The organism is Bdellovibrio sp. ArHS (assembly GCF_000786105.1).
In the GTDB taxonomy this organism is placed as follows: Bacteria; Bdellovibrionota; Bdellovibrionia; order Bdellovibrionales; family Bdellovibrionaceae; genus Bdellovibrio.
In genome coordinates this window covers 143,845-159,727 of record NZ_JTEV01000015.1, presented here as the reverse complement: position 1 = coordinate 159,727, position 15,883 = coordinate 143,845, and the positions used below count along the sequence as shown (strand labels likewise).

Sequence of the window (15,883 nt, the reverse complement as noted above, 5' to 3'; positions counted from 1 at the left end):
ACCATTCAACTCAACTTGTGCTTCTTTTTGTTGAGCAAAAAGAACTTCCAGTTTGCTCTTAACAAGCTTTTCCAGGCTTACGGACTGAAGATTAGCGACAAAAAGATTATCGGAACTGTTTAGGTTCGGCGTCATGGAACTCCCAAGAATGTTCAGCTTATTTATTTTTGGAGTGGACTACACTCCGCGTGTTTCGGGAGACCAAATATACTTATGCAGCTGCAATTGCAACCTCGCAGATGAATTTTGATGCAAAATTTTTTCTGCCAACCAGCGTTCAGACACTTGGCCGTATGATGGGCTGTATAAAACCACAAATTTTTCAAATAAATTGTGTTGACGACAGAATTCTTCGGACCATTCGAAATCTTTTTCAGAACAAATAACAAACTTAAATTCCGTGCTGGGTGTGGAAAAGCCGATGTTGCTCATCACGAATGAATCCGCAGCGCCACTGTCTGGAGTTTTTACGTCTAAAATCACTTTCACTCGGGGATCGACGTGTTCAATACTCTTTGAGCCACTTGTTTCTAAGGAAACTTTGAAGCCACGATCGCACAAAGTATTCATCAAGGTGTGAACTTCTTTTTGTAAAAGCGGTTCTCCACCCGTGATGCACACATACGGTGTTTTGTGAGATTCAATTTCTGTGAGAATTGTTTCAAGGCTTTGCAACTCGCCTTCATAGTAAGAATACTTGGTGTCGCAGTAAGTGCAGCGCAGATTGCATGCGGTCAGGCGCACGAAAACGGTGGGATGACCCACATACGTCGTTTCGCCCTGAATACTATAGAAAATTTCGTTTATTTTTAGCATGCTAAACGTGGCTCCCAACGATGACCCTGCGGGTCAGGCGTTAATGCAAGGATATGTGTATACGGCATTTTTCGGAACCACACCAGTCTTAAGTCAAGGTTGCTCCACTTAGAATGACTAACTAGGGGAAATTTCGTAAATTTTTTAAATGAATCATTTTCTTAAGAAGTTTCGTCAGGACGTCATTGCAATCGGCTTTTTAGGTTTTGGGCTCTTCTTCGCCCTGGCTTTGTTTAGCTACAATCCTTTTGATCCCTCGTTAAATTCTATCGGGCAAGGGCTTAAGGCCACGAACTATTGTGGTATTGTTGGAAGCTTCCTTGCCGACATGCTTTATCAGGCATTTGGTTTGGCGGCTTGGGTCGTTGTTGCGAGCTTTCTGCGTATTGCGTATTCCAGCTTTCAAGGGGAACCCTTAAATCTTAAGAACATTCGTTTTGTGTGGGCGCTCCTTTTGATTGTCAATATTGCGGCCCTTCTATCACTCTATTTGCCGACGACAAAAGTTTTCAAAGAACAGATTTATCTGGGCGGCCTTTTAGGTTTGGGTGTTTCTCAAGCCTTGATGCGGGCGTTTAACTCTATTGGCGTTCAGGTCATTCTGCTTTCGCTTATGGCTGTTTTGATTGTATTTTACTTCGAAAAATCCTTGCAGGAGCTTTCCGAAGCCCCGCGCGGCTTCATGGCCTTTTTGAAGAAAAAGAAATTCATGGATAAGATTGCGGGTTTCTTCGCCGGTATGTTCGTGAAAGAGAAAAAAGCCAAAGCCAAAAAAGCCGACCTCAAAGACGACAAGCCTAAAACCGTCTTTCCTCTTTCTGATAAAAAATTCGTAGGCAAGGACGAAGAGGAAGAGGATGAAGATCTGAACGCTTTATTGGCGGACGCCGCCGAAGCCGAGGAAGAGGACGAAGAAGAGATTGAAGAAGAGGAAGAAACGCCAGCCGTGAGACTTGCGCAGAAGCGTAAAGTCGTGATGAAGGCGAAACCTCCTCGCCGCATCGAAAACTGGGACATGCCGAAGTTGGCGTTGTTGGAAGATCCTCCGGCTTCGCGTATTAAAATCGATAAGGCCGAGATTCAAAGAAAAGCGGACTCTTTGGTAGAGAAGCTTAAGAACTTCTCTATTGAGGGCTCGATCCAGGATGCGAAGCCAGGGCCTTTGGTTACGATGTATGAGTTTAAGCCCAACGCTGACGTTAAGATCAGTAAGATTTCTGAGCTTGAAGATGATTTGTCTTTGGCATTGTCATCAGAATCTGTGCGTGTGGTCGGTCACATCCCTGGAACAGATGTGGTGGGTATTGAAACGGCCAATCTCAAGCGCGAAACAGTGTATTACAAAGACTTGATCGCCGAAGATCAGTTCTGGAGTGAGGATCTTGCCTTGCCCATGGCGGTGGGACGAGCGGTGGATGGTGAACCTAAAGTCGTCGATCTTCGCAAGATGCCGCATTTGCTGATTGCCGGAACCACAGGTTCAGGTAAGTCCGTGTTTGTGGGCTCTATTATTACGGGTCTATTGTTCCGTCACTCGCCAAAAACTTTGCGTCTGGTTCTTATCGATCCGAAAATGGTCGACTTGGCTCCATTCGCTACGGTCCCGCATTTGGTGCTTCCGCATGTGACTGAGCCTAAGAAAGCGGCCACGGCCTTGAAGTGGGCGGTTCGCGAGATGGAAAAACGTTATAAGTCCCTATCGAAATTTGGTGTGGGCAAAATTGAAGCCTTCAACGAAAAGACCGGGGCACTCTCTAAATCCGAGATTGAAGAGCACGAAAAAATCAATCTTGAGCTGGAAGAAGGCAAAGCGAAGTTGGATCAGTATTACTACCAACCACTTCCCTTCATCGTGATTGTCGTGGATGAGCTTGCCGACCTGATGATCGTGGAAAAACAAAATATTGAAGAGCCGATCCAGCGTCTGACGCAAAAAGCCCGCGCCTGCGGTATTCACTTGATCGTGGCGACACAGTCGCCGCGTAAAGATGTTGTGACGGGTTTGATTAAAACCAACATTCCGGGCCGCGTGGCTCTGAAAGTGGCGTCAAAGATGGATTCGCGTATCATCATCGACGACTCTGGAGCAGAGCGCCTGCTGCCGAACGGAGATATGTTGTTCCAAGCGCCGGGGGTGGGTAAACCGACACGTCATCACGGCCCCTATCTTTCAGATAAAGAAATTGGCAACGTCGTGAAACACTGGGCGGCTCAGGCTGAACCTGAATATGATCCGTTAGCTATGAAAGCTTTAGATGGATTCACGGGCGGTGATGGTGGCGATGCCGGGGACTCTGGCGGCGGCGGTTTTGGCGAGGAAGAGTACGACGAGCGTTACGATGAAATTTTATCGTGGGCGTCCGAACAGAAGGAAATTTCTGCGTCTTTGATTCAAAGAAAGTTTAGACTCGGATATCCGCGTGCTGCCCGTTTGATCGAAATCTTTGAAAAAGAAGGCGTTGTTGGCCCTGCCAACGGCAGCAAGCCGCGTCAAGTTCTCGTGGGTAGTTTTAGAGAACAATAATTTGAGCCTTGACTCCACCTCCTTAGGTCGGTGTGATTAAGACACCACAATAAAAAACCATTCAAGGAGGAATTTATGGTTAAGGCTCTTATCGCCGCTCTAGGTCTTGCGTTCTCAGTTAACGCTGTTGCTGCTCCAACTGCAGTTGAAGTTTTGGCTAACATCCAAAATGCAGCGATCATGGATCAAGCTCAAACAATGGGTTTGGACTGGAAAGTTGGCGACAACGCTAACTACAACATCGACATGGGCTTCATCAAAGGTTCAATGTCTATGTCAGTTCGTTCTATCGGTGCTGATGGCATCTGGATGGATCAAAACATGGATCTTGGTTTCGCTGGAAAACAAAAAGTTGAGACTCTTCTTGATCCAAATACTGGCGAAATCAAAAAAATGCTAGTGAACGGTAAAGAACAACAAGTCCCCAAACAAGACGTTGAAGTTATTGAAGTAAAAGAGGACAGAATCACTGTTCCTGCTGGTACTTTCGATTGCATCCACGCTCGTCTTAAAGACAAAGAGCAAAATGCTGAGATCAATGCATGGATCAACCCACAACAAGTTCCACTTTCTGGAATGTTGAAACAAGTTGCACCAAGCCAGTTCGGTAACGTGACAGTTGTTTTGAAAAACTTCAAAAAGAACTAAATCAATGCAATTGACGATGAAAAGAGCCGCCCTTGTTGCGGCTCTTTCCTTTTTAGCACTACCCGCTTTTGCTCAGACCAAAAATGGAAAGTCTGAGACATATAAAGATATTATCGAAAAAGCCTATAATCTAAGTTTGCAACGCGATCGTCAGCAGGCGCTCAATATTCTGGCGACAGCCATTCAGCGCGAAGCGCGCCCCCAAGCCATTTCCGAACTTAAGAAAACCACCGCCGAGGTGGCGAACGTGTTCTTTAGTGACAAAGCCCAGCAGTTGTTTGAGACCGGTGTTTCCCTAAGAAAGACCGATTTGAACCAAGCACTGGACAAAGTGAATGAAGCGGCCCGCATCGAGCCAGACAATTTTTCAATTGTGAACGAGCAGGCCCGATTGCTCATTGCTAAAGGGGACTGCAAAAGTGCTCAGGAAAATGTGCAAAAACAACTTAAAACGGTCACCTTTGACGAAGAGCTGAAACTCAGCTTGGCGCAAGCCCTGGTTTGCCAGGGACGGTGGTTGGAATATCAGAAGATTGTTGACAGCGTTTTCATTAAGAAGTCCCCTCTTCAGAAGTTTTGGCAAGTTTTGGAGGTTGAGAAGACTTTGAGTCAAAAAAGTCTTACAAAGGCGCAAGAAGCCCTAGCTGGTTTAAAGAAATCCGATGAAAAGTATCCCGAACTTTTCTATTGGACGTGGAAATATGAACAAATGGCAAAGAAAGCCAATCTGGATGATGCGCAGAAATACGTGATGACCTGCAAAAACATTTCAGCGAACCAGTATAGACAGTATATGATAGACCCCATGCTTTGCCGCCGCCAAGTTGAAGTGGAAGGCGAGCTTAAGGGGATGAATGGAACACCTGAATAAAATCCTTCTCGTTTGTGGAATGCTGATGATCTTCGCCGGTTGCGGAGTCAAAGGCCGGCCTCTGCCGCCACTTAATCCGGCGCCTTTAGGCCGTGGTGAGCCGACGTATAAGGAATCCGCAAAGAAACCTCTGCCAAAAGTTTTACGACAAGACCAAGAAGAAGCGCCTGCCAACGAGTCGGAGGAGCGATGAAAAAGCTTCTGCCGCTCTCGATCGTAAAAATGTCCGGAGCGGGAAATACTTTTGCATTGATCGACGCGCGCAAAAATTCAAATTGGCATGATGTGGAAAAAACTTTGGGAAAGTCTCGGGCCGAGTTTGCAAAACTTGTTTGCGACCCGGTGCTGGGTTTAAGCACTGACGGCTTTCTTCTGATCGAAGATGGGGCCGAAGGTTTTGACTACAATTGGGACTTCTATAACTCGGATGGCTCCACCGCCGAAATGTGTGGGAATGCTGCCCGCTGTGCCGCGAGATTTTGCTATGAATACTTGGGACGACCTGCTGAAGCCGCCTCTTTGCGATTTAGAACTGGCGCAGGACTGGTGACGGCGAATGTGTTAGGCGACGATGAAGTGCGCGTGCAAATGCCACCTGCGCGCTTTGTGAAAGAAGTTATTGAACTTCTGACGCATTCGCGGGGGCTGCAAAAATTTGCTCTGGTAAATACCGGCGTGCCTCATCTAGTACAGAAAATTAAAAATCTTTCCGATTCTGTCGAGCTAAAAGAAATGGCTCGCGAAGCGCGTTCCCATGCAGATCTCAAACCTGCGGGCGCGAATGTTACATTTTATGCTGAAAACTCCCAGGGACATATCGATGCGGTCACCTTTGAAAGAGGTGTTGAAGACTTCACTCTTGCCTGCGGGACCGGCGCTGTTGCGGCGGCTTATGTTTATTCAGCGCTTAGTTCGCAAAAGCACGTGAAGGTGCAAATGCCCGGGGGGCTTCTGTCTGTCGACTTCGAGGGTGGGGTGTCGCCACTGATGACGGGGGGAGCAGTTTTTGTTGGTGAATTTAAATACAATCTTGAGGTGGTAGGATGAAAAATTTTAAAGGGACTTTCACGGCATTAGTGACGCCATTTAAAAACGACAAAATTGACTTTGCTTCTTTGGATCGTCTTTTAAAGCAGCAGTTGGACGGAGGCGTTGATGGATTTGTTGTGAATGGAACAACGGCCGAAAGCCCGACTCTTTCTACGCAAGAAGTGGCAGAACTCTTTAAGCATATTCGCAAGTTTGTCGGGGACCAAGTTCCCTTGATCATGGGCACGGGCTCTAACGATACGGCAAAATCCATTGAAGCTTCTCGCAAGGCGGAAGAAATGGGTGCGGATGCAATTCTGGTGGTCGTTCCTTATTACAACAAGCCACCTCAGCGTGGACTTTTCGAACACTACAAAGCCATTGCCGGCGCGGTAAAAATACCCACCTTGCTTTACAATGTTCCGGGCCGAACCATCACGTCGCTGGCGACAGATACAATTCAAGATCTCGCCAAAGTTCCTGGAATCATCGGGATAAAAGAAGCCACGGGAAAAATTGATTTTGCCCAAGAGATTATTAAAGCCTGCGGAAAAGATTTTGTTATGCTTTCGGGTGATGACGGCACCTATGTGGAATTTCTGGCAGCCGGCGGCCATGGCGTTATCTCTGTCGCAACTCATGTTATTCCTTCACAAATGGTGCAGTGGAAAAAATGGGTTGCAGAAGGACAAGTCGAAAAAGCCCGTGCAGACATTAATAAATACATGAATCTTATTAACCTGCTTTTTGTGGAAGCCAACCCCATTCCGGTCAAGAAGGCGCTTCAGTTGATGGAAATTATTGAATCGGCTTCCTTGCGTTTGCCGTTGGTAGAACTGGCGCCAGAGCATACCGAGAATCTAAAGGCGGAAATGAAAAAAGTGGGTTTATTGTGAAAAAAATTAAAATAGGTGTTGTTGGTCCCGGGGGGCGCATGGGCCAAGAAATCGTGAGTGTGGTCGACGCCAATCCCCGTTGTGAACTTTTTTATCCGTTGAACCGCGATGAAAAATTCGATTCAAAAAAAGCGGCGCAAGTAGATGTGTGGATTGATTTTTCATCGCCGGAAGCGCTTAAGGATGTACTAAAGCGAGCTGCCGAACACAAGACGCCGGTTGTTTGTGGCACGACGGGATTTTCTAAAAAAGAGAAAGATCTTTTGAATAAGTACTCAAAAAAAATCCCCGTGTTGTGGTCTTCGAACATGAGCTTGGGGGTCGCGGTCTTGAATGAGGCTTTAAAGAACCTTGCCGCGATTTCGCATTTTGACTTTCAGATTGAAGAAATCCACCACAGCCGAAAGAAAGACAAGCCATCCGGAACAGCTATCACTTTGCAGGAAAACCTGGAAAAGGCTGTTGGCAAAAAACTTCCCGAGGCGGTTGCTATTCGCGGCGGGGGTGTTTTTGGCGTGCACAAAGTTTATTCCATGAGTGACGAAGAGGTCTTGGTTTTTGAACATTCCGCTTTAAATCGAACAGTCTTTGCCAAAGGGGCGGTGCAAGCTGCGGAATGGCTGATAAAGCAGAAACCTGGCCTGTATCAGATTCGTGACGTGTTGTTTGGGAAAAAGGTATGACGCCTGTTCGGCATTCTGCTTTGATTCACGCCGCCTTGGATCTGGTTGGCGGCACCGAACAAGCTAAAGAAGTTCTTCGAAAACTTGCCGAATGTGGTGAGATCTCCGCTATTTCCTCGGTCTATAAAAGATATTTGACGGACGAGCGCTTGGATCTCAGTGCCTATCTGGAGTTCGTCATTCGCTTTGAAACACCTTTGAACGTAGATGCCTTGTTGCATCTAGTTCTTTCATTTTCCGAGCAAGGAAATCCAGGCCTGAGTAAGAAGAGCCATAAAGAGTTCACTTTATTGACTTATGACGATGTAATTTTGCTCTCTCCCCGACTGACTTTACCGTATCCTCAGCTGCACCAGGACCCTTTGATTATTCGCTGTTCTGCGGAAGCCTGGGGGCAATATGAGCACCCCATTTATCAGAAGAATTTAAGTGAGATAGCGCGCTCGGCTGTTCCGGCAAAGCAGGCAGAGTTTTATATTCAGGGTAAAAGCCTGGTTGATTTTTAGCCTGCGCCAACGTACAAATTTGGTGTTACATAAAATCACTTTCCTTTGGGAGAACCCATGAAGTTTTTCATCGACACAGCTGAAATTGAAGAAATTAAACAAGCCAATCTGCGCGGTTGGGTGGATGGCGTGACAACAAACCCGTCGTTGATCGCTAAATCAGGAAAGCCATTTCATGAGGTTATTAAAGAAATCTGCAAAGAGGTTTCTGGTCCCGTTTCTGCAGAAGTTATTAGTCTGCAAGCCGAAGAAATGTTCCGCGAAGGAAAAGAGCTAGCAAAAATCGCTTCGAATATTGTTGTGAAAATCCCGATGACCGAAGACGGAATGATTGCGGTAAAAAAATTGACGGCAGAAGGTATCAAGACCAACGTCACACTTGTGTTCTCTCCGATGCAAGCTTTGCTTGCTGCAAAGGCCGGAGCGACCATGGTGTCCCCATTTGTAGGTCGCTTGGATGACATTGGCCAAGAAGGCTTGGCGATGGTTAATCAGGTTATTCAAATTTATCAGAACTATGACTTTGCGACCGAAGTTCTAGTCGCAAGTGTGCGCAGCCCAATGCATATTCAATTGGCGGCCGAAATGGGAGCTGATATTGCGACAATTCCATTTAAGGTTATGCAGCAAATGACTCATCATCCGTTAACTGACAAAGGTATTAAGATGTTCATGGATGATTGGAACAAAGCTCAGAAGAAGTAATGATGAAACACCTCTTTTTTCTTATTTTGGCAGGAACCCTTCTTTTGTCTGGCTGTAGAACCGGAGGAGTCATTCTTCGGGAAACGCCTTTGAATGTAAGTGAGACCCGACGCGTGGTTATGAGTGTTATTGGCGAACCCCGCGTCGTTACCCAAAATGGCAGAGAGATGCTTTCTCAATATTACGACAAGAAAAATAAGCCCATCGAAAAAATGGATATGGCCCGCGAGCGTTACTACACGCACGTGACAGTCTTGGGGGACCAGCGCCCTTATGACGTCCAGGTCGAGGTCCTCGTCGAAGGTCGTAATGAAAATGGCGGCTTCGAGCTTGTGGACCGAGATGATGACCGCGCCGGCGTCCTGGCCGAAAAAATTCGCCGGGCGCTTAACCAAAGTCGCGACACACGCAACGTGATTGACGACTTCCGCTCCTTCTAAATACGATAAAGACTAGTCAATATGACTAGTCTTTTCATTTGAAGAGGTTACGTTGCAAGGAATGCAGCTTAAACGGATTCTTCCGTTCGCAGTACTAGCGGGATGCTTATGCTGGTCAAGCACAATCAGTGGCTTGAAGTTCATTCCTATATATGAAGCGCTGACGATCAAGGCACAAAAAAATTCACCACCCCATATTGCCTTTGAAGAAGTTCTTGAATCAGAGCGCGTCTCTGAAGAATGGGCGCGTCTTGCGAAAATTAAACCCGCGACGCTTGCGGTGGAAAAAAATTCAGCCACCCCTCTTTTTGCAAAAAAAGTGGAGGTTCCTGAAATGGTGCTGACGAAGAGGCCAGAGACCATTTTAACTTCAATGCCCGCCGAAGAAGTGGCGGATGGTTCGTGGGTGGAACAATTGCCCACGACTCAAGCCAGACGTCTTCAAGAGGCGCAAAGAAGAAGCGAAGTGCTGAACCAGGATTGGTCAGTTCCAACTTGGAGCGATATGGCTCGTGAAGTCTTGGAAAAATCAGGAGCTTTGGCAACGAGTCCGTCAAGCGCAAATGTCTATGTAGCGGGAATGTCTGCTTCTGGCCAGGTGAGCACTCGCCCGTCTCAAGCCTCAGTGGAGGTTCCGTCAAGACATCCTCAATCGCTGCCGGATGTGCCTTCGGAAGAATTGCCTTCATTTGTTGAAGAAAAAAATCTTCGTCATTTTATCCAAGGTCCTCTTGAGATTACAGGCGGCCTAGCGGTGACGAATGAGCATCATATCGAAATCCGTCGTAACGATGAAGGTGTTCTAAAGGAATTGGGCCGCGTAGACTTGCGACAAGGTCTTTATAATATCGAAGTCGAGAACAAGACAGGAACGGTGGTTGCTCGTCTTGTGGATAAAGAGGGAAAGACCTTAGGTGAAGGCTCTTTCCGTCTGAATCGTGTTGCCGCCGCTGATGCGGGAACTTTGCAGGGGCCCAAGTTAAAAATTGAACCCCACCCTGACTTTGCAGGCATCATCACCAGTGCTTACAATCCTAAGCCCAATGATGTTGCTCCTGCGCAGACACGCGCGACGTTTGTAAAAGGTGCCAGCGAAGTGATGGTAAAAAAGGATGATGGTCTTGTGGCGATGGATAACGTTACCAAAGGATCGACAACCGTGATGCGGGCAGCGGCTCCGAAACATTTGCAAACGGCGGCCATTGTAATTTCCGGAAAAGAATTCAAATCGCAGCTATATCCCGAAACAATGATTCGTGCTTTGCAAGACATTGTGGCGCAACAACGAGCGCAATCCTCGTCTGAAGTTCCCACTATTATTTGGGGAAAAGTGACGTTAGATGGAAAAGCTTTAGCCGGAGCCGAAGTTGTCGTTGAGTCAGACGAAGCGCTGATCCCTGTCTATTTTAATGCATTTATGATTCCGGACCCTCAATTGAAGTCCACGAGTGACAATGGTCTTTTTGCATTTGTCGATGTAACGCCGGGATTTCATTCTTTGCTAGCAACTCGATCGTCAGCAATTATCGGATATCAGAACGTTGTGGTTGAAGAGGGCTCGGTTGCACAAGGTGATGTGGAATCTACGATTAAGTCAGAAACGGTTCCTCTTAGAATCTATGATGCCTTTACCGGAGAAGCGCGCCCCGGCATGGTTACAATGCAAAGTTTGCAAGAAGATCTAGAGGTCGCGACGGGTGTGACAACGGTCTCGTTACCGCACATCAGTCGCTTGGGGCTTATGCGTATTCAGCCCGAAGGCGCGGATTATGTGTCTGCGCGGTATATCTATAACGATACCGATGAATTTATCCATGCTCCTCTGGTTCACTGGTCATGGCTGACATCCATCAAGTCCTTCCTAAGACTAGACGACATGCCCAGCACCGGTGTTGTTGTCGGCTTTGTTCCGGATGAAGATTTTGAGGTTTATTTGGCTGCTCATGATGACTTTGCCGCCAGACAAATAGTCTACTTTGATATGCAGGGCCGCATTTTGCAAAACCGCAAAGGAATTGCCGGCGGTGGCTTCATTCTTTTCAATGTTCCTGAAGACACCCACGAGGTGGTGGTGTTAGGAGCAAGAACCCGAAAAATATATTCGCGTCTCTTGCCTGTGGATGCGAACTCGCTTTCGATCTTAACCTTCCGCGAATAATTATCTTTGCGCGAATTCGGCAACTTTGGATTTAAAGAAGTTCCCGCGATCTTCAAACGATTTGAATTCATCCAGGCTGGTCCCGCCCGGACTTAGCAGTACCGTGTCTGAGTCTTTGGCTCGCTGAAAGCAATGCTGAAGGGCCTCATTCAAATGAGAATAAGAAGATCCTGGCAGTGAAGATTTTTGCTGGGCGATTTCTCGGCATTCCCCAAAGAAAACAAATTCAATCGACTGAAAGTGCTTCAAGGGCAAAAGATCCTGCCATGGCAGATTCTTATCCCGACCGCCCAGTAGAAGATAAAGTTTTCCGCCATTGGAAAGAGTGTCATAGGCTGCTGCACTTGCAATAAGAACACTGTCCATGGCCGTCGCCTTACTATCATTGATGAATCGGACCCCCTTGAAAGTCCCGACATTTTCAAGGCGATGAGCAAGACCTTTAAATCGTTTCATGCCGTCGACGGCCGCCGAGGGCCAGCCGGCTTCAATCGCAAGGGCCGAGGCCAGGGCGATGTTGTCCTGATTGTGCTGCCCAATAAGTTCAGCTTTTTCAAGGTGAAGACCTTTCAGGACGGGATCTTCTTTAGAAACAATCTTTACGTTCTCGGCATCTCTTTTCTTGGAATATTCAACCAAGTCACCACCCTCTGAATTTAAGAAAAGAGCGTTTTTCGTCAAAGAAAGAATATGCCACTTCGTTTGATAGTAGTGTTCAAGGTTGTTGTAACGCTCAAGATGGTTTGAGGTAAAATAGGTAATAGCGGAATAATCCAAAGCCAAGTTTTCACAGTTTTCAAGCTGATAGCTGGAAAGCTCCAGGATAATCCAGTCGGCGCGCGGTCGCTTTCCTTCAAGGACTTCGGCAGAATACTGCGCAAAAGGTGTTCCCAGGTTTCCGCCGACAAAGCCCGTTTTTGAGAATGCTTCTAAGCCGGCCCCCATAAGTGAAACAGTCGTACTTTTACCGACAGAGCCCGTGACACCAATTAACTTTTCCCCTTCAAGACAGGCACAAGCCAAAGAAATTTCACTTGTTATCTTTACGCCATTCTTTTGTGCATTTTGAATCCAAGCTGAGGTCAGAGGAACGCCCGGGGATACGACAAGAGTTTTTGGGGCTGCGTTGCTCATCAAGGCATCGGGGTCATTATAATCCGCCGTTTGCAGCTTTCCATCGAACGTCAGGACTGACTCTGGCGAAAATCCGAGATTGAGAAGCAATCGGCGTGCAGCTTCACCGCTTTTACCCATACCGACAATAGCAATTGGAGTCTTGAGGTTCTTGATAAATTCATTCATCTGCATGATCATATTCGTGGGAGGAAGATTTGCCCACTTCTTTTTCGCAACCTGTTCTTGATTTTAGATCCGCCACTTACACTGCCATTATCAGTGACTTGCATCTGTGCGAAGCGGAGCCGGTAAACATTAAGTTTCCTTTATGGAAAAAATTTAAAACTCGGCAGTTCTTTTTTGATGACGTCTTTGAAAATTTTCTGAAGCACATCGAGGAAAAAGCGCAGGGGCAACCGATTGAATTGATCTTAAACGGAGATATCTTCGATTTTGACAGTGTCCTTCGTTTACCCGACGAACCCACCTTCAGAGTTGATTGGTTGGAACGACACCGCGGCCTGTATCCCCGTGAAGAAAGATCTCGGTTCAAGGTCGAAGTCATTCTTAAGGATCATGCGGAGTTTGTCCGGGCCTTAAGAGAGTTTATTCTGCGCGGTCATCGCGCGATTTTTGTTATTGGCAATCACGATTTAGAACTGCACTTCGCGGAAGTGCAGGCCGAAATACATAAACATCTGGCCTTGCCGGATCACAAAAGAGATCAGGTCCGTTTTGTTGAATGGTTTTATATCAGCAATCAGGACACATTGGTTGAACACGGGAACCAATACGATCCCTATTGTATGTGTGAAGACCCCATTAATCCGTTTGTTCGCGGCTATAACTTTATCTCTCTCAAACTGCCTTTTGGAAATTTAGCGTGTCGTTATATCTCGAATGGCATGGGATTTTTTAATCCGCATGTGGATACGAATTATATTATGACCCTACCCGAATACATCCGGTTCTTTTTTAAATATATGTTACGGGCGCAGCCAGGCCTTATCATAACCTGGTTTTGGGGGTCGGTTGTGACTTTGCTTCATGCCTTTTTCGACAGGCTCTCGTCACCAATTCGCAATCCTTTGAAGATTGAAGACCGTGTGTCTCGAATTGCCGAAAAAGCGAACGCAGAGCCGCGCATGGTTCGGGAACTTAAAGAACTTTTTGTTGCCCCCGCCGCCAGCCATCCTTCTTTGTTGGCCCGAGAGCTTTGGTTGGATCGTGCCTTTTTTGTCTTTCTTGCCTTCTTTTTAATTTTTCAGCTGATGGTTTTTATAAGGTCCGTTTATGAAATATCCTTCTTCTGGGCATTTATTCCCTTATTCTTGTTGTTGCCGTTCTTTCTTTTCTATAGCAAGTCGATCACCTCGTTAGTGTCGGGGTATAAAGAGCCTGACGATCGTGTCCTGTCTATGGCCAGTGCGATTACTAAAGCGCAGCGCATCGTCTTTGGACACACTCATCATACACGCCATGAAATTATTGGTTCCGTCGAGCATTTGAACTCGGGCTGCTGGTCACCGGCGTTCTTGGATGTGGAGTGTACGAAACCATTGGATCAAAAAACCTTCGTATGGATTTCTCCGACGGAAGGTGGAAATCGGCAGGCAGAACTGATGAAGTTCGTTGATGGAAAATCTGAACTAATTGCTAACCCCGGTAGGACGATCGCAAATAATTAGTGCGCCGCAAGAAGATTTCATATTGTCAATTTCTGGACCCTATGCAAACCTTTTACAGGTAAACACACGGATGGAGAGAGGTTTAATCATGGCAGAAGTACTTGTTGTAACAAGCAAAGTAAAAAAACTTATCAAAGAAAAAGGTCAAATGAACACCTCTGCTGAGACTATTGATGTTCTTAGCAAAGCTATTGAGCAACTTTGCTTAAAAGGTATCGAAAGTGCAAAAGCTGATGGTCGCAAGACTGTTATGGCGCGCGATATCGTGATCGATCACCTTTAATTTGGTGCTGATTTTAGTTTATTGCAAAAAAAGCCCGTGGCACAAACCACGGGCTTTTCTGTTTTTCGCTGCTCGTCTCATTTTGAGAAATCTCAAGATCAGTCGCTATTTCACCGATAAATCAAACAAGTAAAAATTGAATGGATTAAGGATGCAGCAATGAAATTTCTGGTAATGCTTCTATCTTTTCTGGTTCTGTCTTCCGGTGTTTTTGCCCAGAATAAGTTCTATAAATCTACCGACAAAATGACCTTGTCCTACGAAGAATTTCGCGGTCTTTCTGAAGCAAATCAAAAGGCATGGTTGAACGAGATCCGGGCTTTCTATGCAAAAATTGATGCTGTCGAGGCCGGAGAAAGAATCAATTTAAAACGCAAATACAGTTTGTTGCCCGACTTTCTATTTAAGGCCGTTGCGACCTCTAGGGTGCTTTGTGCCGCGACTTCTTTTTTTCAAGGTCTACCGACGCAAGCTGCTGATGAGCGATGTCAGGTTCATAGAAGTGTCAAGATGGCTGTGTCCTTGGTGTGCCTGCGCTGTCCAGGGGACCGCCTGAGTGGCGTGAATGTGTGCACCAGTGCTAACGATGATGCTGCGACCATATCGAAGAATTTATTGGGTGAGCTGGAAAAGAAAAGTTATGAGGGCGCGAAAGTTCAAATCAGCGCCGACCAGCTTGCAAAACATGTCGAAGTGACCTTGGATGAAGGCTCTTCTCCTTTTGCGGCACCTGTCCTTCGTAAAGAGACCGTTGTAAAGCGGATCGTTACGCCAGCTTCTTCGGAAGAGGTGGTCATCGATTTAGGTCCCCAGGCTCAAATTCAAAAAGCTTCCAAAACAGAACCCTTAACTGTAGTCGAACGACGAGATTCCAGCGGTGCGGTCTTAGACCGTGTTGGCAACAACCCGCACGTCTCGGACTTTCACCTACGATCTTTGGAAGATGTTGGAAGCCTTAAAGGCAATGACAATCTGGATGTTGAGGAAGTGGTCAAAACAGAGCATTTAGCTTGTGTATATGCGGGATGGGCCGTAGAGGGGCCACAATGTTCACCGATTAGTGAAAAAGAAATCCGCGATGCCTCAGGAAAGCTCGTCACTTATTCCTGCAAGAACCAAAAATCTGAAACGACTATTTACGGTGACAACGAAGAAGGTAAAGCCATCGTGCTTTGCAATCCTGTTTTGTTCGGACTTAAAGAGGATAAACCGATTTGTATTCGCCGATCTAAAAACGCCACCGAAGAATGTGTCAAAGCATCGAATAAAGCCAGTGAAACGTTGGCCTTTGCTAAGTCCAATCCTCAGGAGTATCGCGCCTTGGTTCGACGGGTGGACGTTCTTTGTCAGCAGGACGAAAGTGTTTTACGAAAGCACTTTGAAAAACGCGGACGCAGTAAATCCCAAGTCGACTACGCGATTAAAGATTTAAGTGCGACTTGCATACACTTGCGTGGAAGAATGGCAGAACTAGTCGATGCCAATAAAGCGACAGCCCCGCGAGCGGGGCAGCGCTAGTA

At 46.5% G+C, this 15,883-nt stretch carries 16 protein-coding genes; 14 read left to right on the top strand and 2 right to left on the bottom strand.

The window, feature by feature from the left end; all coding sequences use genetic code 11:
* Positions 1-177: 177 nt before the first annotated feature.
* Positions 178-816, bottom strand: coding sequence for a radical SAM protein (locus OM95_RS08835; RefSeq protein ID WP_041872722.1), 639 nt, complete (start codon positions 814-816; stop codon positions 178-180).
* A 148-nt stretch (positions 817-964) separates the two neighbouring features.
* Between OM95_RS08835 and OM95_RS08830 the strand changes: the two genes are divergently transcribed.
* From OM95_RS08830 to OM95_RS08780, 11 genes are all read left to right on the top strand, one after another.
* Positions 965-3,340, top strand: a complete 2,376-nt coding sequence (locus tag OM95_RS08830; protein WP_041872720.1) for a DNA translocase FtsK — start codon at positions 965-967, stop codon at positions 3,338-3,340.
* Positions 3,341-3,415: 75 nt separating this feature from the next.
* Positions 3,416-3,988: a hypothetical protein gene (locus OM95_RS08825; RefSeq protein WP_041872717.1), complete on the top strand. Its 573-nt coding sequence runs from the start codon at positions 3,416-3,418 to the stop codon at positions 3,986-3,988.
* Between the two features lie 16 nt (positions 3,989-4,004).
* The gene (locus OM95_RS08820; RefSeq protein ID WP_291515923.1) at positions 4,005-4,859 is read left to right on the top strand and encodes a hypothetical protein; all 855 of its coding nucleotides are present in this window, start codon (positions 4,005-4,007) and stop codon (positions 4,857-4,859) included.
* The gene (locus OM95_RS08815; RefSeq protein WP_041872712.1) at positions 4,843-5,052 is read left to right on the top strand and encodes a hypothetical protein; all 210 of its coding nucleotides are present in this window, start codon (positions 4,843-4,845) and stop codon (positions 5,050-5,052) included. Before OM95_RS08820 ends, OM95_RS08815 begins: the two co-directional genes overlap by 17 nt.
* Complete coding sequence (gene dapF, locus OM95_RS08810; RefSeq protein ID WP_041872710.1) at positions 5,049-5,906, top strand: diaminopimelate epimerase; 858 nt, start codon at positions 5,049-5,051, stop codon at positions 5,904-5,906. The genes OM95_RS08815 and dapF overlap by 4 nt, the downstream gene beginning before the upstream one ends.
* Positions 5,903-6,784 carry a 4-hydroxy-tetrahydrodipicolinate synthase gene (gene dapA / locus OM95_RS08805; RefSeq protein ID WP_041872709.1) on the top strand — a complete coding sequence of 294 codons (882 nt, stop codon included), beginning with the start codon at positions 5,903-5,905 and terminating at the stop codon, positions 6,782-6,784. Before dapF ends, dapA begins: the two co-directional genes overlap by 4 nt.
* Positions 6,781-7,467, top strand: a complete 687-nt coding sequence (locus OM95_RS08800; RefSeq protein WP_041872707.1) for a dihydrodipicolinate reductase C-terminal domain-containing protein — start codon at positions 6,781-6,783, stop codon at positions 7,465-7,467. The genes dapA and OM95_RS08800 overlap by 4 nt, the downstream gene beginning before the upstream one ends.
* The gene (locus OM95_RS08795) at positions 7,464-7,973 is read left to right on the top strand and encodes a hypothetical protein (protein ID WP_041872705.1); all 510 of its coding nucleotides are present in this window, start codon (positions 7,464-7,466) and stop codon (positions 7,971-7,973) included. The genes OM95_RS08800 and OM95_RS08795 overlap by 4 nt, the downstream gene beginning before the upstream one ends.
* Positions 7,974-8,030: 57 nt before the next feature.
* A complete protein-coding gene (gene fsa, locus OM95_RS08790) occupies positions 8,031-8,678 on the top strand; it encodes a fructose-6-phosphate aldolase (protein WP_041872702.1) in 648 nt (215 codons plus the stop codon).
* Positions 8,678-9,118 carry a hypothetical protein gene (locus OM95_RS08785; RefSeq protein ID WP_041872699.1) on the top strand — a complete coding sequence of 147 codons (441 nt, stop codon included), beginning with the start codon at positions 8,678-8,680 and terminating at the stop codon, positions 9,116-9,118. Before fsa ends, OM95_RS08785 begins: the two co-directional genes overlap by 1 nt.
* Before the next feature lie 133 nt (positions 9,119-9,251).
* Positions 9,252-11,276 (top strand): hypothetical protein, encoded by a 2,025-nt coding sequence (locus OM95_RS08780; RefSeq protein WP_291515921.1) that lies wholly within the window; start codon positions 9,252-9,254, stop codon positions 11,274-11,276.
* Here OM95_RS08780 and murD read toward each other — a convergent pair whose 3' ends face one another.
* A complete protein-coding gene (gene murD, locus OM95_RS08775; RefSeq protein ID WP_291515919.1) occupies positions 11,277-12,584 on the bottom strand; it encodes a UDP-N-acetylmuramoyl-L-alanine--D-glutamate ligase in 1,308 nt (435 codons plus the stop codon). It lies immediately after the preceding gene.
* A 23-nt stretch (positions 12,585-12,607) separates the two neighbouring features.
* Here murD and OM95_RS08770 point away from each other — a divergent pair, with 23 nt between their 5' ends.
* The 3 genes from OM95_RS08770 to OM95_RS08760 all read left to right on the top strand — a co-directional run bounded on the left by OM95_RS08770 (position 12,608) and on the right by OM95_RS08760 (position 15,881).
* Positions 12,608-14,080: a metallophosphoesterase gene (locus OM95_RS08770; RefSeq protein ID WP_291515917.1), complete on the top strand. Its 1,473-nt coding sequence runs from the start codon at positions 12,608-12,610 to the stop codon at positions 14,078-14,080.
* Positions 14,081-14,168: 88 nt separating this feature from the next.
* Complete coding sequence (locus OM95_RS08765; RefSeq protein ID WP_041872690.1) at positions 14,169-14,363, top strand: histone-like protein; 195 nt, start codon at positions 14,169-14,171, stop codon at positions 14,361-14,363.
* A 159-nt stretch (positions 14,364-14,522) separates the two neighbouring features.
* A complete protein-coding gene (locus OM95_RS08760) occupies positions 14,523-15,881 on the top strand; it encodes a hypothetical protein (RefSeq protein ID WP_041872687.1) in 1,359 nt (452 codons plus the stop codon).
* The last annotated feature ends 2 nt before the right edge of the window (positions 15,882-15,883 follow it).